The sequence below is a fragment of the Pseudovibrio axinellae genome, assembly GCF_900110875.1.
GTDB lineage: Bacteria > Pseudomonadota > Alphaproteobacteria > Rhizobiales > Stappiaceae > Pseudovibrio > Pseudovibrio axinellae.
This window is the reverse complement of record NZ_FOFM01000002.1, coordinates 34,274-58,043: the sequence shown is the minus strand read 5'-3', so window position 1 is coordinate 58,043 and position 23,770 is coordinate 34,274. Positions and strand designations below refer to the sequence as shown.

Below are 23,770 nucleotides of genomic sequence, written 5' to 3'. Positions count from 1 at the left end.
CGCGGGCAAAGCGCCCTTGTCTTGCGTTCATTATGGGATTGCCGCAGGATGGTCTCATTGTGTGCTAAACTGGAGCATGTCGCGTTCTTTTGCAGTTGTTAGGCAAGCTCAGGTTTTTTGTTTTATGCAGCGGCTTGTCGCTTGATTGACGCCAACCACACGAGTGCGCTCTTGAAACTTCGGATGATCTGAAACTCTGATCCTAACGCGGGAGGCCTTCATGAGTGAAGGAGATGACATTGCAATAGAGTCAGGGAGCGTTCGCTCTCTTGACGGTGGCCTTAATAGTGCTGCTGTTAAACGAAAACCGAACCTCCCGAAACCAATAGTTGCTTTTCATCGAACGGAACTCGATCAGATCCTCAGGCTTTATGGGCGCATGGTTGCCAGCGGCGAGTGGCGTGATTACGCCATCGGGCATGGTACTGATAAAGCGATCTTTGCTATTTTCCGCCGCGCCAGCGAAATGCCGCTCTACCGCATTGAAAAAGACCCTAAACTTGCCCGAAAACAAGGCGCTTATTGCGTTGTCGGCACAGGCGGCATGATCCTCAAACGCGGCCACGATCTTGGTAATGTGCTTAAGGTGCTTGAGAAGAAGAAACACCTGCGCGTGGTGGAGTGATCTGCAGGACACGCTGTCCGCTGCTGCATACCTCCAGTGAGCATCTACAGTTTTTCAGATTGATGTTTTGCTGACGTAAAGAGCGAAAGGCGTGAAGCTATGGGTTGGTCTCGAATTGCATTGCTTCTCCTCGTCCTCGTGGATGTTATGGGGCAAGGGCTGATTTTTCCGATCGTTAATAGCTTAGTGATGGTGCCTGGTAGCACATTTGTACCCCGTGGCGATTCCCTAGCAATTAGGGAAATCGATTTTAGTATTTTGACGGGGGCATTCTACATAAGCTGGTTCTTCGGTGGTGCCTATATTTCCAAGCTTTCGGATTATATCGGTCGCAAGAAGGCCATCCTTATTTGCCTGTTTGGTGCCTTGTTTGGGTATGCGTTGACAATCGCTGCGTTGGTTTGGTCAAACCTGACATTACTGGTGCTAGCGCGTGTAATTACCGGGTTTGCCGCAGGTAATCAGCCAATCGCACAAGCTGCTCTTGTTGACCTCAGCCGTACGAGCGAAGAAAAAAATCGCAATATGGGATACGTAACAGCAGCCATTGCCATTGGTTTGATCGTCGGGCCTTTGCTTGCCGGGGTGCTCAGTGACACGTCAATTTTGGGCAGTTATGCTTCGCTTGAACTTCCTTTTTATGCGGCGCTCGTGTTGATCTTGATTAACATTGCCCTGATAGTTGTTTTCTTCCATGAAACAAACCAGACTTGCCGCAAGATAGATTTTGGCCTGTCAGAGGTCTTTCTTGTCCTTTGGCGGGCGCATGCAAGGCCCACAATTTTGAAGCTGTGCGCAGTTTTCCTCTTTGTAGAGATTGGGCTGAGCGCCTTCTACATTTACCTCAATAACTACATGGTGTTGCGCTTTGGGTTTAATACGCTTCAAAACAGCATCTTAATGATCATCTTTGGATTGGTTCTGGCTTTTGTAAGTGCGCTCTTGGTGGGGCCTATATCCAAACGATATTCGAAGGTAGCGATTATTGTCGTTAGTGTGTCAGTGATGGCGGTTGGGCTCTTGGCCTTTACTTTGAACGATGTGGCTTGGCTATCTTATCTTCTGACAATTCCAATAGTCGCGGCCTTTGCTCTTGCTCTGCCTCTGATGTTTTCCTTGTTCTCTGCAGCAGCTGACGAAAGTGAACAGGGCTGGGTCATGGGGGTTACTATTTCAAGCTCGACAGGAGGTCAGTTCCTGCTTGCTATTGCTGGGGCATCTTTGATGACAGCTAACATTCATGGAGTGTTCCTTGCGGGCATTGCTTGCTTTGTGATTGCCTTGGGGCTTATTTTTGTTCTGTGGCGCCAAGCGGATATTCGAGCGTTGGACCATGGGTAGACGTTGGAACGGGCTGGCTGATTTCTTGAAGCATCACGCCAAAACTCTGTTCAGCCGTGCTGGGTCGATTAGTTTTGGCAGTCGCCAGATGATTGGGAGTGAGATGAGGACTGCGATAAGGATGTAGTAGGCGGGCGTGTAGTCTTCACCGGTTGGTTTACCAGGTAAGTTGCGATGATTGGCGTTGTGCCGCCGAAGAGAGCCATGCACGGATTGTATCCGAGGGCGACAACGCTGCATCGCAGATGGTCTGGGGCCATCAAGGTGAGGGCGTGATAGAGAGCGCCCAACCTATCGTGTTTGTTAAGGTGAGCGCGAATTGCCCCAGAAAAACAAATGTTGTGTTCGGCTGGAGCATCAACGACCAGCAGGGACCACCAGAATAAAAGTTGCCAGGGACCCCGCGAGCAATACAGGCCGGAAACCGAACCGGTCCGCTGCAAATCCGCAAACCGGAATAAACAGGGCCATGACAGTTAGGTTGAACGTCATCACATTGAGAGACGCTGATGAGCCAACACTTGGCACCGCGCTTAAATATGAGACCGCATAGACGTAGATCACGGCTGTTGGAAGGAGCAGGAAGACCATCTGCGCGATCAAGCCAGAATGATTTTTCAGGCTTTGCCAGACAGGGGATGAGGTATCCGCTGGGTCTTTGTTAAGCACGGTATCAGTGATGTTTCGCCTGATAATAGCGCTGAAGATGGCGACCAGTGTGCCAAAACCAAAAACCAAAAGCCATCCCCAGTCCATCATCTGTTCGGCAGAGAGAAAGTAGTTGATTGCGGCTCGGACCGCTGAGCCGACGAGGCAGCTGGAGATCATGGCACATGCAATCCATGCACCCGTGAGTGCCCGTTGCACTAACAGGACGCCGGAAGCGGTGTATTCTCCGGCAACTGCTATACCCTGAATGACCCTTATCGAAACCAGAAGTATAGCTGCGGTGATCCCGATTTGATCATATGTGGGTAACACAGTAATTGCGAAGGAGCCTCCCCCCATCAGCAAGACAGAGATGATCAGGCCGGCCTTTCGGCCTAAACGGTTTCCAATATGGTCAAAAACTACATCGCCAATGGGGCGCGCCGCGTACCCGACAGCCAGCACGGCGATGATCGAACGCGGTTGCAGCCTCGTTCGCGGTCCGGTCATTCAGCTTCCCGTTGTTACGAAAGTGAAGCGCTACGCCTTTTCAATTGTGGGCTTAGGTTGGTTATTTTTCCCTTCAGACTATGGCTGCGTTGTAGCTATGAGCATTTTGCTCTCCTGCTTTATCTCGCCAGCATTGGATAGGTGAAGAACAGGATGTGGGTGAGGTTGACGAGGAAGTGGACGCCTATTGTTGCTTCGATGCGCTCGGATTTCCAGAAGGTCGCGCCGTAGAACAATCCCGCAACTAGGGAGAAGATTGCGTAGGGCACTCCGCCATCCAAATGATAGTAGGCGAAAAACAGGGACGAGAGCACAAGCGCGATAACTCCTGCCCATACACTGCGTCCAAGCTTTTTCATGAGTTGCCCCATGACGAACTGACGGAAAAAGGCCTCTTCTGCAACACAGGTGAATAGCAGATTTGCAAAGATCCAAAGCGGTAGGAAGGGAACAAGCTTGAGGTCAAAAACAACCAGACCAGCCGCATATGTGGCGCCAATCAGAACAGCCGCTGTGGGGATGAAAAACAACAGGGTTATGCGAAGGCAGCGCAACCACTCTTTTGCAGAGGTGATGCGAGGGGCGGCGAAGAGAAACAGCAAAAACCCCAGAGCTGCCTTGTCGAAGTTCAGATAAAGTGAATAGGGCACTGCATCCGGACTGGTCTTCACATCTTGCAAGACTTGAAGATTGTGAAAGCCGGGGGCTGTGTGTGTCATCACCAAGTGCCCTGCCAGCAGCAACAGTCCTGCCATGAGCGCATATAACCAGAGCGGGTGCTTTTGCTGGAAGAGAACAGCGCTAACCACAGCCCAGCTGAGAACGAGCAATAGCGCTGTCCAACCAAGTACACCTGCGGTGACTGCAAGGACCAGCGAGAGTGCGAATAAGGTGAGTGGCACCCATCGCTGTGTGATGAGTGGGATGCTTGCTATGGCAAGGCCGAGACTAAGAAAGGCACTCAATGAAAGCAGCATGGTGAAACTTTATGGGTGTCGCAATGGTCGGAAAAATGAACTGCCTCAAACAGTGCGGTAAAGCTGCCTCTGTGTCAAATGTGTAGGGGGTAGAAAGCATCGCCCGATAGGCATAATGTAGATTTGCTGCGAGCGATGCTTATAGGGTTGGTCTGAAAATTATCCGGAATATCAGACTAGAATTTCCGCTTTCAGGCTGCTTACAAAGCCAACGGTGTCGTTGAACTCTGCTTCTGGCAGGTTAAAGGATTCCAGAGTGGCTTTCAGGTGAGCTAAGAACACGTCCCAATCTGCTTCGGTGACGCCCATGCCAGTGTGTGTGATCACCATATCACGGCCTGTGTAGTAAAGTGGGCCACCCGCGCTGTAGGCGAGATAATCAATAAGCAGTTGTTTTTCGCGTGCGATCCCGTCTTCTCCACGGTTCTGCCAGAAGCGTCCGAGCAGCTCGTCGCTCTGAAGGCGCGGGAGGAGATTGTTGACGACAGCAGAAATTGCGTCATAGCCGCCGAGACGCTCGTATAAAGTCTTGTTACTCATAAATAGACCTTTTGCTCTAGGGGGTAAAAGGCTGAGACTAAACAGCATTTAGGTAAATCTACTTGATGAATGTTAAGTCTGCATATTTCATGGATAAACAGGCTAAGGCCTCTGATTCTGGGTAAGTCGGAAAGTTTTAACTTATTGAAATTAATTATGTTTTGTGTGTGAGAGAAGAATGTTTTGAGGTAAAACAGGCCCTGCTCAGGAAACAGTGGGGTCTTCACGGTATTTCACAGTGTTTTGAGATTTTGGGATTGATTACAATGAGGTAGCTTTGGTGCCATCCTCATGCATGGTCGCTAGACACTTTGATGTGATCGCTTTTATGATCATAATGATTTTGACCTTGTAAACCGAGAGAACTCCTATGATCCGTTTTGTTGCATTGCTCGTTTCGCACACCATAGTGCTTGTTGTTGGCTTTGCGCTTGGGATCTACTTCCTGCCTATCCTGACTGCACCGGATTCTCCTGAGACCGCCGTACTGGAGCAGAAAGCTCAGAACGCGCAGTACACTGCGGAGTTTAACCGCGACCAGCGCGGCAGTGACTTCCTGCATTGGGGTGAGGGCAAGGTGAGTATCTCTCCAGAGATGATCGTTCATCAGGGCCGTCTTGCTCCGGGGCCGGATTACAAGGTTTATCTGGTCCCGGAGTTCGTTGAGCATGAAGATGAGTTCCTGCCAATCAAAGACAACTCGGTTCTGATCGGTGATGTGAAAACCTTCGATGGCTTCCTACTGGATGTGCCGAAGGGCGTTGACATTGAGACCTACAACACCGTGCTGGTGTGGTGCGAAACCTTTGGCGAGTTTATTTCTGCAGCACAGTATCGGTGATCGGCTGCTCGAAGTTTATGTGCCCGAGTGGCAGATAAGTCTTGCGCACTTGGGGCAGACGGGTAGACGTTAGGAAACGCCCTTCAAATCCCTTAGTGCATGTCGCGTTCATTTCCATTCACGCGCCAAGCCCTAAGTTTTTTTTAACGCGGATTCTTATCCGAAAACCGGAACCACTTTTCGGGAATACGCTTTAGGTAAGTGCTGCTGCTCATGACACTCACGCAAGATATTGTTGCCTCGCCACATGATGTTCTGAAAAGAGTATTTGGCTACGACGCGTTTCGCGGCAATCAGCAGGTTGTGATTGATAGCGTAATGGCTGGAGAGAGCTGCTGTGTTTTGATGCCAACAGGGGCGGGTAAGTCGCTGTGTTATCAGGTGCCTGCCTTGTGTCGTCGTGGGGTTGGCATTGTTGTTTCTCCGCTGATTGCATTGATGCAGGATCAGATTGCGACCCTGCGCGAGCTAGGTGTGCGGGCGACGTCCATCAACTCAGCGCTTTCTCGCGAGGACATTCAGGCCGCTTATCGGGATTTACGGGCTGGTGAGCTGGATCTGCTTTATGTGGCGCCTGAACGGTTGGTGCGGCCCGAGTTTGTTGGTTTGCTGGAAGAGCTGAACCAACGGGGGATGATTGCGCTGCTGGCGATTGATGAAGCGCACTGTATCAGTCAGTGGGGCCATGATTTCCGCCCTGAGTATCGTGAACTGACCAATGTGCGGGCAAAGCTTGAGGGTGTGCCTTGCCTGGCTGTGACGGCGACTGCGGATGAGCCGACGCGGAAAGACATTCAAGAACGCCTCAATCTGCCGCGCCTGATTTCCTCCGGGTTTGATCGGCCTAACATCACCTACACCGTGGGCATCAAGAGTAATCCGAAGCAGCAGCTGCGGCGTTTCCTGAAAGATCGGCCAGCTGGCGAGAGTGGCATCATTTATTGCCTGTCGCGCAAGAAGGTGGAGGAGACGGCTGCATGGTTGGTTGATGAGGGCTTTGACGCGCTTCCTTATCATGCGGGTTTTGACAGTTCCGTACGTGAGGCCAATCAGGACCGCTTCATCAAAGAAGAAGGCATGATCATGGTTGCCACTGTTGCATTTGGTATGGGCATTGATAAGCCCAACGTGCGGTTTGTGGCGCATCTGGATTTGCCGAAGAACATTGAGGCCTATTATCAAGAGACGGGCCGCGCTGGGCGTGATGGTCTGCCGTCTGAGGCGTGGCTGGTCTATGGCATGCAGGATGTTGTGTTCCTGAACCAGATGATTGACCGCAGTGAAGCGCCAGAGAGCCAGAAGCAGATTGAACGGCAGAAGCTGCGATCTTTCCTCGCTTACTGTGAAACAGCGACTTGTCGGCGCTCCGTTCTGCTGCGCTACTTCGGCGATGAGTGCGAGCCTTGTGGCAATTGCGATACCTGTTTGAATCCGCCGAAGACTATGGACGGGACTATTGCCGCGCAGAAGCTGTTGTCCTGCATTTTGCGCACTGGGCAGAGCTTTGGTGCGAACTATGTGATTGACGTTCTGCTTGGCAATGCGAGTGAGCGGATCATCTCACGTGGGCACGACCAGCTGTCGACGTTCAACATTGGTGGTGAGTTCGACAAGATTAAATGGAACGCCATTGCCCGGCAGCTGCTGGCTGCTGGCCTGATTTATGCTGATCATGATGCTCATGGGGCTTTGAAGATGACAGCGCTGGGCATGGAGTTCTTGAAAGAACGCCGGACCATTGAGTTGAAGGTGGACCAGCTTGCTAACTCTGCGAAGATGGAGCGGCGGGCGAAAGCACCGGCAAAGGCTCAGATTGAGGATATAGCGGATCAGGAGCTGTTTGAGAAACTTCGGGCGCGGCGAATGGAGTTGGCACGTGAGCGGAATGTGCCGCCTTATGTGATCTTCAACGATAAGACCCTTATTGAGATGGCAGTGGACCGCCCGCAGCGACTAGAGGAGATGCTGGAGATTTCCGGTGTTGGAGAGTCCAAACTGGAGCGCTTTGGCCCTGCCTTCCTGGAGATCATTCGCGACTAGCAAAATCAAACCCTACTAACACTCAAGTTAGTAGGGTTTGATTTGCATAACCTGTTGGATTTATGGGATTTATAGGTTCAGAAAATCAGAGAATACAGCACCCCTGCGCTCACTGCCATGCCCAGGATGACGACCAGAAAAGCGGCGATCATCTGGTTTTTGAAGAGGGACTTTAGTAAGATTACCTCTGTCAGGCTTGCGCCAGCGCTGCCGATGATGAGGGCCATGATTGCGCCCAGTCCCATGCCTTTGCCTGCAAGGGCTGCGGTGAGCGGAATGACGGCTTCTGCTCTGATGTAGAGCGGGATGCCGATGACAGCGGCCACGGGTATCGCGAGTGGGTTGTTTTCACCCGCCCAAGAGGACACCAGATCTGTTGGCATAAATCCATAGATCATAGAGCCAATGGCGATGCCGCCAATCAGGTAAGGCAGGACTTTCTTGAAGTCCGTCCAGGTGGAATGCCAGATCTTGACCCATTTGTTTTGTAGTGGCGCGGCAGATCCGCAACTGCTGCCACAAGATGACGTCACAGGGGCTGCATAGGCCTCTGGTTTAACGAACTTTTCGAAGCCGAGTTTTTCCAGCAAGTAGCCCGCAAGGATCGAAACGGAGAGCGCGATCACGAAGTAAAAGAGAGTGACACTCATACCGAAAGTTATTGCGAACAGGCCAATGATGATTGGGTTCAGCAGAGGGCTGGCAAACAGGAAGACCATCATTGTGCCAAAGCCTGCTCGTGCTCTGAGTAGACCCTTTAGAAACGGGATGGTGGAGCAAGAGCAAAAGGGTGTGATTACGCCGAGCGCTGCGGCGGTCACATAACCCTTACCGTTTTGGCTGCTGAGAATACTTTGAACGCGGCTGGGTGGGATGTACTCCTGCAGGATGCCGACGAAATAGCTGATCGCCAGGAAGAGTATGGTTAGCTCCACGGCGAGGAAAGCGAACATCTCTAGGCTGCTTATAAGCATTTCTGAGGTTAGGTACATTGGATTTGCCTTATTACGACATTTCTGGATTTATCGAAATATATGTATAAGGGGTTTGCTTGTCAAGATATTTCTAGTAATATCGAAATATCAGTCAAGATGGTGAGAGTTATGGACTTTGAAAAGACAGCTAAGGCATTGAAAGAACTTGGGCATGTAACGCGCCTTACGATCTTCAGACGGCTGGTAAAAGCAGGGCGTACGGGACTGGCTGTTGGCGCGTTGCAGGAAGAACTTGAGATACCAGGCTCAACACTTTCGCATCATTTGTCCGGTCTGGCTTCTGCTGGCCTGATCATACAACGGCGAGAAGGGCGTGTTTTGTATTGCGTTGCGCAGTACGAGCAACTCAATGCCGTTCTGCAATGTTTGCGTGAAGAGTGCTGCATTGACGAGGAGGCTTATACTGATGACCCTGGTTTGTCGGAGCTGAGCCGCGGCTGAGGATTAATTTACAGCGCTTATCTGCCAAATTATAGAACTGGCCATTCTTGAGTTTCTCTGACTTGATGCAGAGCCGACAGTGGCTAGAGTATCTGTGTTTCAAAATACAGGTATTCAATGTGATTGATCATTCAGAATTTGTGCAGGCGGTGACACACAGTGCGGGTTTGCAAGACGGTGCAAGCAATGTAGCTTCGCTTTTCTCCCGATACCCTGGATACAAGCTTTTTACCCTTACAACGGTGCATCCTGATGGGTGCGGGGTCGTGCGGCTCTATTCCAGTGCGCAAGGGGCCTATAGCACCGCAGGAACAAAACCCATTGAAAAAGAAGGGGGCTGGTATGAGCAAGTGTTTGTGCGACAGAAACCTTTTCTTGGTTACACAATTGAGGATGTAAGACACTACTTTCCAGACCACGAAAAAATTGCAGCTATGGGCCTTGGCGCAACGCTTAACTTGCCCGTGGTGGTTTCGGGCGAAGTGGTTGGAACTGTGAACCTTCTTGACCGTGACCATGCCTATACTGAGCAAACAGCAGAAAATGCCTTCCTGTGCGCACAAGCTCTTGCTCCCCTTTTCTTAAAAGCGCGAGAAAAGTTGGTTGTGGTCTAAGCTGTGATATCCAGCAGATGTGGACCTAGCCCACCTTCTGTGAGGCATACTCAGGTGCCATGACCTTTTTTAGCACTGGGCAGGAGCTGCGAATAAGAAGAAACTTGTTTGGCCCATCCTTACCTTTTTCTTTCAGATCTCTTTCACCCTGAGGTTAGAAATACCAAATTTGCTCGGCTTTCTGCCGCTTCGTTTTATGCGGGGTAACTAAGGGTGGGGCATTAAAGGTGTTCCGTTCCGTCTGCGTTTTACGCTGGCGTTTGTAACCCTGATAGAAGGGCGATACAGGCTATGGATTCTGGCGGCCAACATGAGCAGCTTGACGGGCATCTTCCGATTTTTATAACTGCGCCCGGTAGCACAGATGTTTTAATGGTCACGACTGTGATCATTGCTATTGGAGCAGTGTTGCTGGCCGGTGTTTTCTACTTCTCGCTTCATGCCTTGCCGGAGCGTATGGCGCATAAATATGGGCGCTCGCATATGCAGATCGTCGCTTTGTTGGCGATCCTGGCGCTGTTTACGCACAATAACTACTTCTGGATTGCAGCGCTGCTTCTTGCTGCAATCAACCTGCCTGATTATGAGACACCTCTCAATTCCATAGCGAAAACACTACGCAAATCGTGGAAGGGAGATAAGCCAGATGATTGAGTTTTTTCTCTGTTCGCTGGTAACGATCCTTCCCGACTATCTTTTTCGTCGATATCGGCAGGGAAAGCGTTTGGGACAGGAGATTACGTTCTTTACAGTCTGGTATGAGTTGCGTTGGGGTATTACCGCCGCGATGATGCTCACCATCGCTCTGATCACATTGGTTTTTTTCTACCATCCAACGACCTCCCACGTTTCTTCTTTGTTCCGCACAGTAACTATTTTACCTGAGGGTGCAGGGCGGGTTGAGAATGTGCTTGTAAAGAACAGCCAGCGCGTGAAAGAGGGCGAGCTGTTGTTTACGCTGGATGCGTCTACCGAAATGGCGCAGGTGGCGGCTGGCCAGAGCGAGGTGGACGAGATTGATGCTGAGATCGATCTGGCGAATACAGAGCTGATCAGCGCAGAAGCCCTGATTTCACAGGCACAAGGTTCGTATAATCAGGCTGTGAGTGAACTGGAGCGGACGCTGGATTTGCAACGGCGCAATTCAGATGTTGTGACCCAGAAAGAAATTGATACCCGTGAAAATCAGGTGGTCGTGCGCAAAGGGCAGTTGGATGCAGCGGTTGCCAATCGCGATATTGTGCAGACAAAAATATCGGTGAGCCTGCCGGCGCAGCGGTCAAGTGCAATTGCCAGATTGCATCAGGCAGAATCTGCCTACGATAAAAAGTTTGTTTATGCTGGTGTCGACGGAGTGATCACGCAGTTTGTATTACAAGCAGGTGATATAGTCAGCCCAGTCTTGCGACCTGCCGGAATATTGGTTCCAGACACTACTGGATATGGAAGGTTTCAGGCTGGCTTTGGTCAGATTACTGCGTCGGTTATCCGTATTGGAATGGCGGCAGAAATTACTTGTGCATCCCGTCCATTTGAAGTGATTCCGATGGTTGTGGTTGGGGTGCAAGATTTCATTTCATCCGGCCAGTTTCGTCCGACAGATCAACTGATTGACGCCCAGGATATCGCGCGTCCAGGGACGTTGTTGGTCGTGCTTGAGCCTCTTTACGAGAAGGATACAAGTGATATTCCGCCAGGGAGCAAATGCATCGCCAATGCTTACAGCAATTTTGGCGATCAGATTGCAGCTGGTGAATATGGCTTTTGGGGCGGGCTCTATTATCACATGGTGGATGCGGTCGCTATTATGCACGCACTCATCTTGCGGTTCCAAGCGCTTGCATTCCCAGTCAAGGTTCTGGTGCTCTCAGGTCATTGATGATGTCGGTGGTTACTTTCTGGCACCCACAAAAATGCCAGTGAGTACCATCCCGACAAGGCCGATAACCGTGGTTGCGGTGCTGCCGACGAGGAATTCCAGAACGCTGTCAGCAAGCATGAATGAGTTGCCCAAGACGGTCTTGAAGCCAGCTAGCACGAGGATCATAGCTACGGTGCCGCAATACACGCACATAAACCAGTAGGCTTTGCCTGCATAGGGTTTGATCAGTGCGTCCAATTCCTGCTTGGTTGCGAGCTTGGACTTGAGCTCCATCAGTTCATTTTGGAGCTGTGTGTTGTCATCCGAAAGTACTTGCCGGTCTTGCAGCAACTGCTCGAACCCGATTTTCGCGGGAGGGTCAATTTCTATGGGCAGCTTGGAGACTGCAGCGTCGATATCATCGACGGTGAGAGGCTTTTCGATGGTTTCGTCTAATGTGTCATCAGGCAGCATTGATCCGACCCGCCGCTGAAAGAGACTGCTCTTCTGCTAGGTTGGAGCGGCCTGCTAATGCGAGTTTGATGTAGTATTGCCGAGTGCGTTCTGTATCAATTTCAGCATTTCGGCCTTTCTCAAAATAAGCATAGGCCCAAGGCGAGTTTGCCTGATGGGTAAGGTTTGATAATTGCTGAGGTGTGTAGTTGCGATATTTCTTCCAGACGTGGTCGATAATATCCTGCTCGCTGCCACTTATATGGGCAATTGCGATCTGGCCAGTGACTGGGTCTGCGATTTCGCAGCTGGGGCCTTTGTGTCCGCCTTCTTTTATGAAGTCCCAAATCTGGCGGAAGACCGGCCCGTTTTTCCATGCTTGGGGAGCTGCATTGACCAACGGCTCACCGTTGATTGCAAGGTTCCAGCCGTTTGCGATGGCGACCAGCTTTTGAATATACATCTGCGATGGGTATTCTGAGCTGCCACGGCGCTTCAGAAATTCATTGGCGATGGAACTAGGCGAATGTCTTGGCATTTTTGCTCCCACACAAATGCTGTTGGAACAGATAGAAAATTGCTTAGAAAAACAATAGCTACGTTACGTTAAGAAATTAGACCACATACCTTGATCCTGGCTAGTGAAATTTGGTTGTATTTACGAAGAAAATAGCGGAAACGTTGCATTTGTGCCGAAGGTGCTACTGATAATTCAGTGAGAATATTGCTGTTTTAAACGGCACCTGTGGACAGACATTGAAAACAGATTGGTAAAACTGAACTACGATAAATCCATGGTGACATTGTTCAGCGAGTTATTTTGCCAAATAAAAAGCCCAGAGTAGTGCTCCGGGCTTTTATCATTTTTGTGTTCTTGATGGCTATCAGCGATTATTCGCGGTTGCCAAACAGGGACAGCAGCATGATGAACAGGTTGATGAAGTCCAAGTACAGACGCAGCGCGCCCATGATGGCTTTTTTGCCTGCTACTTCGCTGTCATCTACAGCTGCGTACATCTCTTTAATCTGCTGGGTGTCGTAGGCTGTGAGGCCAGCAAACACCAAAACACCAACCACGGAGATTGCGAACTGGAGCGCAGAAGAACCGAGGAAGAGGTTGACCACAGACGCGATGATGATGCCGATCAGGCCCATGAACAAGAAAGAACCCCATGCGGAGAGATCTTTCTTGGTGGTGTAGCCGAAGAGGCTCAGCGCGCCAAAGGAAGCGGCAGAGATGAAGAATACACGCGCAATAGAGTTGCCTGTGTACACCAGGAAGATTGAGGAGAGTGATACACCCATCAATGCAGCGAAGGCCCAGAAGGTCATTTGGGCTGCAGAAGCGCTCATCTTACTGATGCGTGCGCTCAGGAAGAACACGAAGCCAAGAGGAGCCAGCATAACAACCCAGCGCAATGGGCTGGTGTAAAGCATAACACCAAGGTTGGTGAGGTAATCACCATTGCCAAGCTGTGCAGCTGCCATGGATGAGTCTGTTGTTGTTGCAGCCATGGAGGTGAGCAAAGCAAGAACACCGGTGATGGCAACGCCAACAGCCATGTAGTTGTATACGCGGAGCATGTAGGCGCGCAGACCAGCGTCAAACTCGGCTGCATTGGCATGAGAGCCAGCCGTTCCATACCGCGTGGTGTTGTTGCGGTCGAAAGTCGCCATGTGGATCCTCTCTTCTTTCCCAAAAAATTTGGCTGTAAGGTCGCCCCAAACAGCCCGAGTGTTTTACTCGAGTTACATTACTAGAGAATATGGTAGGAAAAAGGGCGCAAGACAAGAGTGTGCCCCTTCTATTTTTTGTAAAAGATATCCGAAAGTGATGGTCAAACGGTAGAAAACTGGTAATTCCATGCGTTATTATTAACGAGATGTAATGCTCGATGGGCCTTTAGACCTTTAGATTTGCAAGGAAGCCTTGAGAGGTGGGACGGAAATTCTGAGAAAGTTGGGCAGCAGGCGCGGATCAACCGTGTCTTTTACTTGCTGCTGCCCAATCTACATTAGAGATTTCGTAGGACAGGCGCGGGTTTTTCTCCAAGAATACGCCATGTGCCTAATAGTCCGAAGCCTACCGTGAAGACCAATGCACCCACAATAGATGCAACAGCTGTCATTGGCATGAGTGCAAAGGTTCCGTCCATTACTCCCGTGATGATGAAGTAAGCTGCCAGTGAGCCTGCAAACAGCGCGAATATGGCTGTTGTGCCGCCAAGGATCAGATATTCTAAAACATATGCCTTGATGAGACGCCCGCGCGTTGCACCAAGTGTTTTGAGGATTACTGCGTCATAAATGCGGCTTTGGTGGCCTGCTGCCAGTGCGCCAGCCAGCACCAGTACACTTGCAAGCAGTGTGATGGAAGATGCACCACGGATTGCCCATGCTAGCTGACCGACAAGCTCATTCACTTGAGCAATGGCATCCTTCACCCTGATTGATGTGATGGTTGGGAAGGCCTGTGTGACTTCTTTCAGCAGATCCAGTTCCTGTTGAAGCGTTGCTTCTCCCGGCCATGCGACTGTTGCCAGGTGCGTATGTGGTGCGCCTGCAAAGGTGTTAGGGGAGAAAACCATCACAAAGTTGATGGACATGCTCTCCCAGTTCACTGTCCGGAAATTGGCAATCTTTGCAGAGATCTGACGGCCAAGAACGTTGATGGTGACCTTGTCTCCAATGCTCAGGCCAAGCTCTCTTGCGTTATCATCTGCAAAGGAAACAAGCGGTTCGCCTGAATAATCTTCTGGCCACCAAGTGCCCTCGGTGATTTTCGAGGTTTCTGGCAAGCTGTCGGAATAGGTGATGCCTCTGTCCCCACGCAAAATCCATTCGGCTTCTGGCGGCGCTGGGTAGTCGGCTGCGGGTATATTTCTGAGTGAAACAATGTTTCCGCGCAGCATCGGGACTGCGTTGAAGTCGGTTCCCTGCGTCTTTTCTGTAATGAAGGACTGGAAGGCGTCTTTCTCGTGGTTCTGGATATCCACGAAGAAGAAACTTGGTGCCTGCTCTTGTGCGGCTTGGTTCAACTCGCGTCGTAGGTTGCCGTCAATTAGTGCTAGAGCAACGAGCAGGGACAGGCCAAGGCCAAGTGACAGCACGATGGAAGGCGTTAGAGCACCTGGGCGATAGATGTTTGTGATTGCAAGACGCAGTTCGGTGGAATGTACCGTTGGTACCCTGCGCGCTGCAGCCATAATGAGACGGGCGACGATCAACAGGAGCAAGTATGTGCCTGCACATGCGCCAATGAAGATCATGGCGATGGACTTGTCGTAGGCCATGACGAGCGCAAGGCCAGCGAGCAACATTAAAGTGATTGCAGCACTTACGATATAAAGCGGCTTTGGATAGCGGTTACGCGTGCTGACCTCATCACGAAACAGAACCGTTGGTGCGATGTCGTGCGCTCTTCCAAGTGGCCAAAGGGCAAATGTGAGAGCGGTAAGGTAGCCATAGGCCATGCCGAGCAGCAGTTGAAGCGGGTATACGGACTGCACAGCGTTAATTGGCAGAATGGATTGGAGGGCCGCCATGGCAGCAAGTGGGATTAATGCACCAAGGACCATACCGATGCCGATGCCGATCGTGGCAAGAACCATCATCTGTATGAGGTAGACCTTGAAGACAAAGCCACCAGAGGCGCCGAGGCATTTAAAACTTGCGATGACCTCTCGGCGGGTATCCATATAGCTGCGCACGGCATTGGCGACGCCAACACCACCCACCACAAGCGATGTTATACCAATCAGGGTCAGGAACTGGGCAAAGCGTTGAATGTTACGCTGCAAGCTTGGAGCCGCTTCTAGTTTGGAGCGGATACGCCAACCTGCATTGGGGAAGAGTTCATTCGTGTGGTCAATAATTTGTTGGAGCTGGTCTTCCTGTACATTCCAACCGATATTGACGCGGTACTTATAGTTCACCAAAGAACCTGGTTGGATCAGGCCTGTGTCCGCTAAAGCTGCCTGTGAGATGAGAAGGCGCGGGCCAACTGTCATGCCGGAGGAGAGTTTGTCAGGCTCTAGCTCAATCGTATCAGCAATATTGAAAGTGGTTTTACCAACGGAGATTTTATCGCCAATGTTGAGACCCAGGCGTGCGAGTAGGGCTACTTCAGCGACAGCATTGCGCAAACCATCGGTTCTGCCTGTGATTGTTGATTGCAGCTCTTTACCAGAGGCAAGGTCAAAATCTCCGACGAGTGGGTATGGATCGTCAACTGCCTTCAACTCGACAAGCGTCTGGTTGCCCGCCTTTTGTGTTCTCGCCATTGCCCGCAGGCTAGAAATTCTGGAGGTGTCGCCGATGCTTTGTAAGTGAGCAAGCTGTTCTGGATTGGCCTGACGGTGGACCAGTGAGAAGGAAAGGTCACCGCCAAGGATTGCCTGACCTTCTGCAGAAATTCCTTCTGTTAACCCGCGAGAGAAGGAAGCTACACCGCCAATTGCTGCCACGCCTAAGGCGATACAGGCGATGAAGACGTAGAACCCCCTGAGGCCACCCCGCATTTCGCGCAGGGCGAAACGGGCAGCTAGCCTGAAACCGGGCTGATACCCTTTTGAATTGTCCGTGTTCATTGTGCACGAGCCTCACGCACTGGAACTGTTTCTTCATCTATGGTGCCGGAATGCACGCGAATTTTGCGCTGGCACCGGTCTGCCAGAGAAGGGTCGTGGGTTACAAGGATCAGCGTTGTGTTCGTGCGCGCTTGTGCTGCGAACATAAGCTCGATGATTTGCTCGCTTGTGGTTTCATCCAGATTGCCTGTTGGCTCGTCAGCAATAAGTATACCAGGGTTTGTTACGAGTGCGCGGGCGACCGCAACGCGCTGTTGCTCACCGCCGGAAAGCTGTGTTGGGTAGTGATTGAGGCGATGGCCGAGGCCAACGGCTTTCAACTCTTCCTTTGCACGCTCAAAAGCTTTTGGGTCGCCAGATAGTTCTAACGGTACAGCGACGTTTTCGAGTGCAGTCATATTGGGAACCAGATGGAAGGACTGGAAAATGATGCCGACATTTTGCCCACGGAAACGCGCAAGCTCATCCTCGCTCATTTGGCCGAGCTCCTGACCAGTGGCCTTGACGGTGCCTTTGTCAGCCTGCTCCAGGCCTGCCATTACCATGAGGAGGGTCGATTTGCCGGAACCTGACGGACCGACCAGACCAACGCTCTCGCCTGTGTTGATCTTAAGGTCAATGCCTTTGAGAATATGGGTGCGGCCTGCGCCATGACCTAGACTGAGGTGAACGCCGTTCAAGTCTAGTACCGAATTACCTGTCATTCTTCCACCTTTTAGCAGTTTGCATTCGAACTGCTTCAATCTATCGTAACTACAAAATCTCTACTCCGAAGGCCGCTTGGTACTTTTCGGAATGCGCTTTAATGTACAGGCGATGCAAATCCTGAAATACATACTATACTAATTTGGTTGACCGCTCTTGTGACGGCCTTACTTGGGAAGCATATGGGTAAGGTGGATTGCATCGTCCAGTTTGCTTTTAAAAAATCTAAGGGTATTGCATGCTTGCTTCACGAAAAGTTGAAACGAAACCCGGTGTGCTTGGTCTTGTGAGCGGAGCTGTTATCGCTCTGGGGTTGGTTGTTTTCAGTTCTGTCGCCAGCTTTGCGCAGGATGAGAGCAAGCCGGTTAAGTTGGTTGCATTAGGAGATAGCCTGACTGCTGGTTATCAATTGCCGCCTGAAGATGCATTTCCTGTCAAACTGGAGAAAGCCCTGCAAGAGAAGGGCTATAACGTTACTGTTGTGAATGCCGGTGTTTCCGGTGATACCACATCTGGCGGACTTTCACGGCTGGACTGGTCGGTTGGGGATGATGTGGACGGCGTTATTCTTGAGCTTGGTGCGAATGATGCTTTGCGGGGACTGGATCCTTCAAGCACACGCAAGAATCTGGATACCATGCTTGAACGCTTGGGAACCCGTGGTATTCCAGTGCTCATTGCAGGGATGCAGGCTCCGCCCAATATGGGCAGTGAGTTTGGGCAGGAGTTTAACGCTCTTTATGGTGAGCTTGCCGAGAGGCATGGCGTTCTGTTTTATCCGTTTTTTCTAGATGGTGTTGCGGCTCAGCCCGAGCTGAATCTTGGAGATGGTATCCACCCAACAGGTGAAGGTGTTTCAATTATTGTCGAAAAGATTTTGCCATCCGTTGAATTACTCATCAAACGGACTAAATCTTGATGAACATAATGAATTTGACTTCAGGCTTATGATCCGAAGGGTCTCTATCCCTGAAGTAGATTTGGCCTGAATGGGTTTTACAGGTGCAGCCGCTTTCTTTGGACGGAGAGGGTTTGTGCCATTTGTGCTTAATTAAATCCGCGAGAATAAAAGCAGCTATGTGCTGTAAATGGGGACTATATGGACTTTCGTAAATTGGGGCGTACAGACCTCAACGTTTCCAGCATCTGCCTTGGCACGATGACATGGGGCGAACAAAACACTGAAGCTGAAGGTCACGCACAGATGGACGTGGCGCTGGAGCAGGGCATCAACTTCTTTGATACTGCTGAGCTTTACGCTATTCCGCCTAAGCCTGAAACCAAAGGCCGGACTGAGGAAATCATTGGTACATGGTTTAAGAAAACTGGCAATCGAGACAAGGTCGTTCTGGCAACAAAGGTTGTCGGGCGCTCTGTACAGAACTGGCACCGTAAGGATGGTTCTGACAGCCAGCTTTCTCGCACACAGATTATGGAAGCCGTGGATTGCAGTTTGCAGCGCTTGCAGACGGACTATATCGATCTCTACCAGATTCACTGGCCTGACCGTAATGTTTCTAGCTTCGGATCCGTAAGCACTATTTGGCAGGATGTAGAGCGAGTTGAAGACGAAAACGCCATTCATGAGACCCTGGAAGTCATGCAGGAGTTGGTGAAGGCCGGGAAGATTCGTCATTTTGGTCTGTCCAACGAAAGCCCATGGGGAACCATGAAGTTTGTGCAGGAAGCTGAAGCACGCGGATTGCCGCGGGTTCAGTCTATCCAGAATGCGTATTCTTTGGTGAACCGTCTGTTTGAAGTTGGTGGCGCGGAAATCGCTCACCGTGAGGATGTTGGCCTGCTGGCTTACTCCGCATTGGCGCAAGGCTATCTGACTGGCAAATACCTCAATGGTGCGTTGCCAGCAGGTGCACGTAAAACACTCTTTAAACGCCTTGGACGCTATGAAACTGACGGTGGCCAAAAAGCAGTTGCTGCCTATTGCGCGCTTGCAGCGGAGCTGGGAATCGACCCTTCCGTCATGGCGCTTGCGTTTGCACATAGTCGTTCTTTTGTCACTTCGGTGATTATTGGAGCGACGAGCCAAGCGCAGTTGATGACTGATATCGGTGCTGCAGACTTTAAAATGACTGCGGAAATTGAAGAGAAGATCAACCAGATCCACCTTCAGTACACCAACCCGTGTCCATAACTTATGGGTTGCCTCTGTCTTAGAGGCGCACTGTGAAAATTCATGCCGGAGCCTTTCATGGGCTTCGGCATTTTTGTTTTCTGGGAGTGCGGAAAAAATCCCCTGATGTTCGTAGAGCTGTTATTTTCTACTTGTACTCTGGCGCTAAACGTGAGCTAATTTGTCATCTGCATTAGCGGAGGGTCCTGATATGCCTCGTCTTTTTACTGGTCTCGAGCTTCCAATGAGCACCGGAATGATGTTGAGCTTTTTGCGCGGGGGGCTGCGTGGCGCTCGTTGGATAGACCCAGAAAACTATCACATCACATTGCGGTTTATAGGCGATATTGATGATCGTATTGCCGACGAAGTTGCCTATGAACTGGCACGGGTTCATCGCGCCCCACTCACGATTAAGCTAATCGGGCTTGGTGCCTTCGGCGGCACTAAACCTCACACGCTTTGGGCGCGAGTGGAGCGAACGCCGGAGTTGACAGAGCTTCAAGCGGAACAAGAACGTATTTTGCAACGGTTGGGCCTACAGGCTGCAAGGCGCAAATATAAGCCCCATGTGACGCTCGCCCGTTTAAGAGGCACTTCACCGGAAGAGGTGGCGAACTGGCTTGAATTGCAAGGTGAGTTCTCGGCCCCAGCATTTACCGCTGGGCGGTTTGTTTTGTTTTCAGCCAAGGCAGCAGTTGGTGGTGGCCCGTATCTGGTGGAAGAAAGCTACCCGTTGGCAGCTTGAACAGACTGCGGGAGAGCAAAAGCTCTATGGCATACCCTGAGGCTAAGTGTTTTTGGGGCTTTGCAGGCTATGGCAAGAGTGCTGTTACCAATGCAACTAAATTGATGCCAGGAATTGTTCGCCGCCTTCTTGCCCATTAAAGCCAGCGAGTTACTGCGCTGACTTTGTTTTCGAGGGTTTCACCCTATATCGTGTCAGTTTCGATTTTGGGTAAACGCGAACCAGCTTTGATTTTGCAGTCAGTGGCTTTAACGCTGAGACAGCGGGACCATGGAGCTGGGTAAGGCCAGGGCCTGATGTGTCGCGCGGTGTGACTGCCCAAGCTTTGCTGGAAAATGAGAGAACTGCGCTCAATAGGACAATGGAAATAATCAGAGGTCGCGTCATCGCGGTCTCCATAAGTTACAAATTAATTAAAATTGTAATTAAATGTATCTTGAAATTTGCAAAATGCAACTTGGCGTGTGGAATAAAATCCAGCGCGTGCAGTTCACCCACGCGACGATTTCGCGCATCTCCAAAACCGCACAGACATCAAAAACCAGCGTATTGACCATGCTGAAGCCACAGTCATCAGAGATGGTTGAGACTAAGAAAAACAAAGGAAAGAGGTCTGTTAATGGGAATGGATCGACTCATAGAGCAACAAATCCGCCGGTCACAGATGAATGGATCTATGGATCGCCTAGAAGGTGCGGGTAAACCAATCCCCAGAAGGTCTGGTGTGAACTTCGCCCAAAGTGCGCGGATGGGTGTGATGAATTCGGCTGGCGGTGGCGTTCAGGCTGAACTTTCGTTGCGCCGAGAAATCACGTCTTTGGAGGCGAAGCTGGAAGCGGCAACATCCTCCGAAGAGTGCGTTGAGCTTAGAAAAACGCTGATGGATAAAAAGCTTGAGCTTTCAGTTTATGAAGAAGCGCGGCGTAAATAGTCGCGCTCCATCTCGTTGTATTTGTCAGTCTTCCGTTGAGACTTTAAAGCTCGGTCTCATCCAGTAGACGGCGGGCGATAACCTGCGCCTGGATTTCTGCTGCACCCTCAAAGATTGAGAGAATACGCGCATCGCAGAGAACGCGAGAGATCGGGTATTCCTGCGCAAATCCGTTGCCACCGTGAATTTGAAGAGCATTATCAGCGGCCGCCCATGCCACGCGTGCACCGAGCAGCTTTGCCATGCCTGCTTCTAAGTCGCAGCGGCGTCCACTGTCTTTCTCCCATGCCGAGAAGTAGGTCAGCTGCCGCGCGATCATTGTTTCACAAGCGATCATGGCGAGCTTGTCCGCGACACGTGGGAAGCTGATCAGTGCTTTGCCGAACTGAATTCTCTCCTGCGCATAACGAAGGCCGAGGTCCAGAGCGCATTGCGCAACACCGATTGCGCGAGCAGCTGTCTGGATGCGTGCGGATTCAAATGTCTGCATGAGCTGTTTAAAGCCCTGACCTTCGACCCCGCCCAAGAGGTTTTCGTCTTTGACTTCAAACCCGTCAAATGCGATCTCATATTCCTTCATGCCGCGATATCCGAGCACCTCGATTTCGCCGCCGGACATGCCTTCAGCTGGAAACGGCTCTTCATCTGTGCCACGTGGCTTTTCCGCGATGAACATGGAAAGACCTTTGTAACCTGGCTCCTCTGGCTTAGTGCGGGTGAGAAGGGTCATGATGTCGGCGCGTACAGGATGTGTGATCCATGTTTTATTGCCTGAAACCTTCCAAGCGTCACCTTCTTTAACCGCGCGGGTTTTAAGGGATGCCAGGTCAGAGCCGGTGTTTGGCTCTGTAAAGACGGCGGTGGGTAATACTTCGCCAGATGCAATCAGTGGCAGCCACTTGGCTTTTTGTTCGTCAGTACCGCCGCCTAGAATAAGCTCTGCTGCAATTTCGGAGCGTGTTCCCAGTGAGCCAACGCCAATATAGGCGCGAGACAGCTCTTCAGAAACAACGCACATGGATTCCTTGCCAAGGCCCAACCCGCCGTATTCTTCCGGAATTGTCAGACCGAACACGCCCATCTCTGCCATCTCATTGATGACTTCAAGGGGGATGTATTCGTTTTTGAGGTGCCATTCATGTGCAAATGGCGTGACTTTTGCCTCTGCAAATTTGCGCATTTCTTCGCGAATTTGCTCGTAGGTTTCATCCAGCCCTGTGGCACCGATGGTTGAATTGCCTTCAGCGTGCTGCATCAGCTCTGCAAGGCGAGAGCGCAGGGCAGGTTGAGAACCATCAGCGATGACAGCTTCGACAGCCGCTGAATAATGTTCGTTTGCTTCATCGCGGCTGATGCCAAGGTCTGACAAGCGCAAAATTTCACCTTGGCTCATTGGCAGGCCGCCAAAGACTTGTGAGGTGTATTCCGCAAAGCCAATGCGCAGGATCAGGTCTTCAACTTCGCTAAATGTGCCTTGTTCTTTCAGGCGTTCAGCATAGGCGTTGAGCTGTTTGAGCGCTTCTACATAGGTTCCAAGCCAGGCAAGGCCGTGGGTGGCGCGCTGCTCTTGCTCCATCAATGCGGATGCAATTCGTCCATCTTTCAGAACGCGTTGTTTTACGTTTTTGCGCGCTATGCCCAAAAGTGCCAAGAGCGACTGCAAAGCCAGATCGCGGTTCTGGTGTGTTGATATGCTTGTTTGTTCTCGTGTACTCACCGTTTCCGACACAGCTTGCCTCCCTCAATCCACTCGGTCATTGTGCACCGCAAACTTAAATGGGATGCATATTTGTGCAATGCCCTAAAGGTGGGATCTTTCTTCATGCATAATTCTTGAAGAACTGTCTATTATCTTAGTTGAAAAGAACAGTGAGGCGAACCAGATCAGTTTTATGAAGAAGTATGGTCCAGTAGGAAAAGCGTATCAGGTCCTTGCAGATGCACTCGGGCACTTCAATACTGATGATGGGTATGCTGTCGCAAGTCATGTTGCGCTATCTTCGCTGATGGCGCTGTTTCCATTTCTGATTTTTGTGGCTGCTTTCTCAGGCTTTCTCGGTCTCAAGCAAGTTGCACAAAGTGCGAGTGAATTGATTTTTGATGTCTGGCCCAAGCAGGTTGCAGGCCCGGTATCTAATGAAATCCAAGCGGTTTTGACACAGCCGCGTGGTGACCTTTTGACTTTTGGTGTGGTGGTTACGCTCTGGTTTTCTTCCAACGGTATCGAGGCCATGCGCGCTGGCCTTAATCGCGCTTATCGAGTGAGAGATATGCGCAGTTGGTATTGGTGCCGGGCCCAATCCATTCTTGCGGTGCTGATTGGTACCGTCGTTTTAATAGTTTCAACGTTTCTGATCGTGTTTGGTCCACTGGCATGGGAGTGGGTTGTCCACCTTGCGCCGGTCATGGAGCAATTCAGCTATAAGGCAAACATCGTTCGTTATGGTGTCACATCATTACTGTTGTTGATTGCGTTACTTGCTGCTCACCTTTACCTGCCCGCTGGCCAACGCCGACTCTGGGATGTACTTCCAGGCATCATTCTGACCATGGTTTTATGGATTGTTGCTGGCGCTGCTTTTGGTGCCTATCTGGCTCGTTGGGCAAACTATGTGTCTTTGTATGCAGGTCTGGCAGGTATCATGACAGCGATCATCTTTATGTACCTGACCGCTGTCATCTTTATTCTGGGTGGAGAGTTTAATGCCTCTTTGATGCGCGTTCGCCGGCTCAGCCGGAGAAACGAGCAGGGTTCCCCGGTCACTGACGAATAGCTGCGA

Annotated in this window: 25 protein-coding genes; 13 read left to right on the top strand and 12 right to left on the bottom strand. The window is 50.9% G+C overall.

What is annotated here, in order from left to right; translation table 11 throughout:
• Positions 1-220 precede the first annotated feature (220 nt).
• Positions 221-625, top strand: a complete 405-nt coding sequence (locus BMZ51_RS05130; protein WP_068008091.1) for a DUF2794 domain-containing protein — start codon at positions 221-223, stop codon at positions 623-625.
• Positions 626-724: 99 nt separating this feature from the next.
• The gene (locus BMZ51_RS05125; protein ID WP_068008088.1) at positions 725-1,966 is read left to right on the top strand and encodes an MFS transporter; all 1,242 of its coding nucleotides are present in this window, start codon (positions 725-727) and stop codon (positions 1,964-1,966) included.
• A gap of 33 nt (positions 1,967-1,999) precedes the next feature.
• Here the strand turns inward: BMZ51_RS05125 and BMZ51_RS24270 are convergent, their stop codons facing one another.
• The 4 genes from BMZ51_RS24270 to BMZ51_RS05110 form a co-directional block, all read right to left on the bottom strand.
• On the bottom strand, positions 2,000-2,176 hold the full coding sequence (locus BMZ51_RS24270) for a hypothetical protein (RefSeq protein ID WP_208979312.1): 177 nt from the start codon (positions 2,174-2,176) through the stop codon (positions 2,000-2,002).
• A 147-nt stretch (positions 2,177-2,323) separates the two neighbouring features.
• Positions 2,324-3,124, bottom strand: coding sequence for an MFS transporter (locus BMZ51_RS05120; protein WP_208979311.1), 801 nt, complete (start codon positions 3,122-3,124; stop codon positions 2,324-2,326).
• Positions 3,125-3,243: 119 nt separating this feature from the next.
• The gene (locus tag BMZ51_RS05115) at positions 3,244-4,101 is read right to left on the bottom strand and encodes a CPBP family intramembrane glutamic endopeptidase (protein WP_068008086.1); all 858 of its coding nucleotides are present in this window, start codon (positions 4,099-4,101) and stop codon (positions 3,244-3,246) included.
• Between the two features lie 171 nt (positions 4,102-4,272).
• The gene (locus BMZ51_RS05110; RefSeq protein ID WP_068008083.1) at positions 4,273-4,641 is read right to left on the bottom strand and encodes a group I truncated hemoglobin; all 369 of its coding nucleotides are present in this window, start codon (positions 4,639-4,641) and stop codon (positions 4,273-4,275) included.
• 370 nt (positions 4,642-5,011) lie between these two features.
• Between BMZ51_RS05110 and BMZ51_RS05105 the strand changes: the two genes are divergently transcribed.
• On the top strand, positions 5,012-5,482 hold the full coding sequence (locus BMZ51_RS05105) for a DM13 domain-containing protein (RefSeq protein ID WP_068008080.1): 471 nt from the start codon (positions 5,012-5,014) through the stop codon (positions 5,480-5,482).
• Positions 5,483-5,695: 213 nt separating this feature from the next.
• Positions 5,696-7,522 carry a DNA helicase RecQ gene (gene recQ / locus BMZ51_RS05100; protein ID WP_208979310.1) on the top strand — a complete coding sequence of 609 codons (1,827 nt, stop codon included), beginning with the start codon at positions 5,696-5,698 and terminating at the stop codon, positions 7,520-7,522.
• 77 nt (positions 7,523-7,599) lie between these two features.
• On the opposite strand, the gene BMZ51_RS05095 is transcribed toward recQ, so the two are convergent.
• On the bottom strand, positions 7,600-8,475 hold the full coding sequence (locus tag BMZ51_RS05095) for a permease (protein WP_244271399.1): 876 nt from the start codon (positions 8,473-8,475) through the stop codon (positions 7,600-7,602).
• 150 nt (positions 8,476-8,625) lie between these two features.
• Here BMZ51_RS05095 and BMZ51_RS05090 point away from each other — a divergent pair, with 150 nt between their 5' ends.
• The 4 genes from BMZ51_RS05090 to BMZ51_RS05075 all read left to right on the top strand — a co-directional run bounded on the left by BMZ51_RS05090 (position 8,626) and on the right by BMZ51_RS05075 (position 11,451).
• Positions 8,626-8,958 carry an ArsR/SmtB family transcription factor gene (locus BMZ51_RS05090; protein ID WP_068008068.1) on the top strand — a complete coding sequence of 111 codons (333 nt, stop codon included), beginning with the start codon at positions 8,626-8,628 and terminating at the stop codon, positions 8,956-8,958.
• A 119-nt stretch (positions 8,959-9,077) separates the two neighbouring features.
• Entirely contained in the window at positions 9,078-9,572 is a 495-nt protein-coding gene (locus BMZ51_RS05085) for a GAF domain-containing protein (RefSeq protein WP_208979309.1), read from the top strand.
• A 291-nt stretch (positions 9,573-9,863) separates the two neighbouring features.
• Positions 9,864-10,226 (top strand): hypothetical protein, encoded by a 363-nt coding sequence (locus BMZ51_RS05080; RefSeq protein WP_068008065.1) that lies wholly within the window; start codon positions 9,864-9,866, stop codon positions 10,224-10,226.
• Positions 10,219-11,451 carry an HlyD family secretion protein gene (locus BMZ51_RS05075; protein ID WP_068008062.1) on the top strand — a complete coding sequence of 411 codons (1,233 nt, stop codon included), beginning with the start codon at positions 10,219-10,221 and terminating at the stop codon, positions 11,449-11,451. Before BMZ51_RS05080 ends, BMZ51_RS05075 begins: the two co-directional genes overlap by 8 nt.
• 12 nt (positions 11,452-11,463) lie before the next feature.
• Here the strand turns inward: BMZ51_RS05075 and BMZ51_RS05070 are convergent, their stop codons facing one another.
• The 5 genes from BMZ51_RS05070 to BMZ51_RS05050 all read right to left on the bottom strand — a co-directional run bounded on the left by BMZ51_RS05070 (position 11,464) and on the right by BMZ51_RS05050 (position 17,179).
• Complete coding sequence (locus tag BMZ51_RS05070) at positions 11,464-11,907, bottom strand: hypothetical protein (protein ID WP_068008060.1); 444 nt, start codon at positions 11,905-11,907, stop codon at positions 11,464-11,466.
• On the bottom strand, positions 11,897-12,424 hold the full coding sequence (locus tag BMZ51_RS05065; protein ID WP_208979308.1) for a Panacea domain-containing protein: 528 nt from the start codon (positions 12,422-12,424) through the stop codon (positions 11,897-11,899). The genes BMZ51_RS05070 and BMZ51_RS05065 overlap by 11 nt, the downstream gene beginning before the upstream one ends.
• Before the next feature lie 353 nt (positions 12,425-12,777).
• A complete protein-coding gene (locus BMZ51_RS05060; RefSeq protein ID WP_068008058.1) occupies positions 12,778-13,563 on the bottom strand; it encodes a Bax inhibitor-1/YccA family protein in 786 nt (261 codons plus the stop codon).
• Positions 13,564-13,901: 338 nt separating this feature from the next.
• Positions 13,902-16,475, bottom strand: a complete 2,574-nt coding sequence (locus BMZ51_RS05055; RefSeq protein WP_068008055.1) for an ABC transporter permease — start codon at positions 16,473-16,475, stop codon at positions 13,902-13,904.
• Positions 16,472-17,179, bottom strand: a complete 708-nt coding sequence (locus BMZ51_RS05050; protein WP_068008052.1) for an ABC transporter ATP-binding protein — start codon at positions 17,177-17,179, stop codon at positions 16,472-16,474. Before BMZ51_RS05050 ends, BMZ51_RS05055 begins: the two co-directional genes overlap by 4 nt.
• 239 nt (positions 17,180-17,418) lie before the next feature.
• Here BMZ51_RS05050 and BMZ51_RS05045 point away from each other — a divergent pair, with 239 nt between their 5' ends.
• The 3 genes from BMZ51_RS05045 to thpR all read left to right on the top strand — a co-directional run bounded on the left by BMZ51_RS05045 (position 17,419) and on the right by thpR (position 20,059).
• A complete protein-coding gene (locus BMZ51_RS05045; protein ID WP_068008049.1) occupies positions 17,419-18,099 on the top strand; it encodes an arylesterase in 681 nt (226 codons plus the stop codon).
• Positions 18,100-18,279: 180 nt separating this feature from the next.
• On the top strand, positions 18,280-19,332 hold the full coding sequence (locus BMZ51_RS05040; RefSeq protein ID WP_068008046.1) for an aldo/keto reductase: 1,053 nt from the start codon (positions 18,280-18,282) through the stop codon (positions 19,330-19,332).
• A gap of 190 nt (positions 19,333-19,522) precedes the next feature.
• On the top strand, positions 19,523-20,059 hold the full coding sequence (thpR, locus tag BMZ51_RS05035) for an RNA 2',3'-cyclic phosphodiesterase (protein WP_074881842.1): 537 nt from the start codon (positions 19,523-19,525) through the stop codon (positions 20,057-20,059).
• A 150-nt stretch (positions 20,060-20,209) separates the two neighbouring features.
• On the opposite strand, the gene BMZ51_RS05030 is transcribed toward thpR, so the two are convergent.
• On the bottom strand, positions 20,210-20,446 hold the full coding sequence (locus tag BMZ51_RS05030) for a hypothetical protein (protein WP_068008043.1): 237 nt from the start codon (positions 20,444-20,446) through the stop codon (positions 20,210-20,212).
• 232 nt (positions 20,447-20,678) lie between these two features.
• On the opposite strand from BMZ51_RS05030, the gene BMZ51_RS05025 reads away from it, so the two are divergent.
• On the top strand, positions 20,679-20,990 hold the full coding sequence (locus tag BMZ51_RS05025; RefSeq protein WP_208979307.1) for a DnaJ family domain-containing protein: 312 nt from the start codon (positions 20,679-20,681) through the stop codon (positions 20,988-20,990).
• A 43-nt stretch (positions 20,991-21,033) separates the two neighbouring features.
• On the opposite strand, the gene BMZ51_RS05020 is transcribed toward BMZ51_RS05025, so the two are convergent.
• The gene (locus BMZ51_RS05020) at positions 21,034-22,719 is read right to left on the bottom strand and encodes an acyl-CoA dehydrogenase family protein (RefSeq protein WP_082825668.1); all 1,686 of its coding nucleotides are present in this window, start codon (positions 22,717-22,719) and stop codon (positions 21,034-21,036) included.
• 163 nt (positions 22,720-22,882) lie between these two features.
• Between BMZ51_RS05020 and BMZ51_RS05015 the strand changes: the two genes are divergently transcribed.
• Positions 22,883-23,764 carry a YihY/virulence factor BrkB family protein gene (locus BMZ51_RS05015; RefSeq protein WP_068008041.1) on the top strand — a complete coding sequence of 294 codons (882 nt, stop codon included), beginning with the start codon at positions 22,883-22,885 and terminating at the stop codon, positions 23,762-23,764.
• The last annotated feature ends 6 nt before the right edge of the window (positions 23,765-23,770 follow it).

Bases quoted from the DNA above. Each gene is read 5' to 3' on its own strand.
- BMZ51_RS05130 (WP_068008091.1), top strand. From the start codon at position 221: ATGAGTGAAGGAGATGACATTGCAATAGAGTCAGGGAGCGTTCGCTCT.
- BMZ51_RS05125 (WP_068008088.1), top strand. From the start codon at position 725: ATGGGTTGGTCTCGAATTGCATTGCTTCTCCTCGTCCTCGTGGATGTT.
- BMZ51_RS05120 (WP_208979311.1), bottom strand. From the start codon at position 3,124: ATGACCGGACCGCGAACGAGGCTGCAACCGCGTTCGATCATCGCCGTG.
- BMZ51_RS05115 (WP_068008086.1), bottom strand. From the start codon at position 4,101: ATGCTGCTTTCATTGAGTGCCTTTCTTAGTCTCGGCCTTGCCATAGCA.
- BMZ51_RS05110 (WP_068008083.1), bottom strand. From the start codon at position 4,641: ATGAGTAACAAGACTTTATACGAGCGTCTCGGCGGCTATGACGCAATT.
- BMZ51_RS05105 (WP_068008080.1), top strand. From the start codon at position 5,012: ATGATCCGTTTTGTTGCATTGCTCGTTTCGCACACCATAGTGCTTGTT.
- recQ (WP_208979310.1), top strand. From the start codon at position 5,696: ATGACACTCACGCAAGATATTGTTGCCTCGCCACATGATGTTCTGAAA.
- BMZ51_RS05095 (WP_244271399.1), bottom strand. From the start codon at position 8,475: ATGTTCGCTTTCCTCGCCGTGGAGCTAACCATACTCTTCCTGGCGATC.
- BMZ51_RS05090 (WP_068008068.1), top strand. From the start codon at position 8,626: ATGGACTTTGAAAAGACAGCTAAGGCATTGAAAGAACTTGGGCATGTA.
- BMZ51_RS05080 (WP_068008065.1), top strand. From the start codon at position 9,864: ATGGATTCTGGCGGCCAACATGAGCAGCTTGACGGGCATCTTCCGATT.
- BMZ51_RS05075 (WP_068008062.1), top strand. From the start codon at position 10,219: ATGATTGAGTTTTTTCTCTGTTCGCTGGTAACGATCCTTCCCGACTAT.
- BMZ51_RS05070 (WP_068008060.1), bottom strand. From the start codon at position 11,907: ATGCTGCCTGATGACACATTAGACGAAACCATCGAAAAGCCTCTCACC.
- BMZ51_RS05065 (WP_208979308.1), bottom strand. From the start codon at position 12,424: ATGCCAAGACATTCGCCTAGTTCCATCGCCAATGAATTTCTGAAGCGC.
- BMZ51_RS05060 (WP_068008058.1), bottom strand. From the start codon at position 13,563: ATGGCGACTTTCGACCGCAACAACACCACGCGGTATGGAACGGCTGGC.
- BMZ51_RS05055 (WP_068008055.1), bottom strand. From the start codon at position 16,475: ATGAACACGGACAATTCAAAAGGGTATCAGCCCGGTTTCAGGCTAGCT.
- BMZ51_RS05050 (WP_068008052.1), bottom strand. From the start codon at position 17,179: ATGACAGGTAATTCGGTACTAGACTTGAACGGCGTTCACCTCAGTCTA.
- BMZ51_RS05045 (WP_068008049.1), top strand. From the start codon at position 17,419: ATGCTTGCTTCACGAAAAGTTGAAACGAAACCCGGTGTGCTTGGTCTT.
- BMZ51_RS05040 (WP_068008046.1), top strand. From the start codon at position 18,280: ATGGACTTTCGTAAATTGGGGCGTACAGACCTCAACGTTTCCAGCATC.
- thpR (WP_074881842.1), top strand. From the start codon at position 19,523: ATGCCTCGTCTTTTTACTGGTCTCGAGCTTCCAATGAGCACCGGAATG.
- BMZ51_RS05030 (WP_068008043.1), bottom strand. From the start codon at position 20,446: ATGACGCGACCTCTGATTATTTCCATTGTCCTATTGAGCGCAGTTCTC.
- BMZ51_RS05025 (WP_208979307.1), top strand. From the start codon at position 20,679: ATGGGAATGGATCGACTCATAGAGCAACAAATCCGCCGGTCACAGATG.
- BMZ51_RS05015 (WP_068008041.1), top strand. From the start codon at position 22,883: ATGAAGAAGTATGGTCCAGTAGGAAAAGCGTATCAGGTCCTTGCAGAT.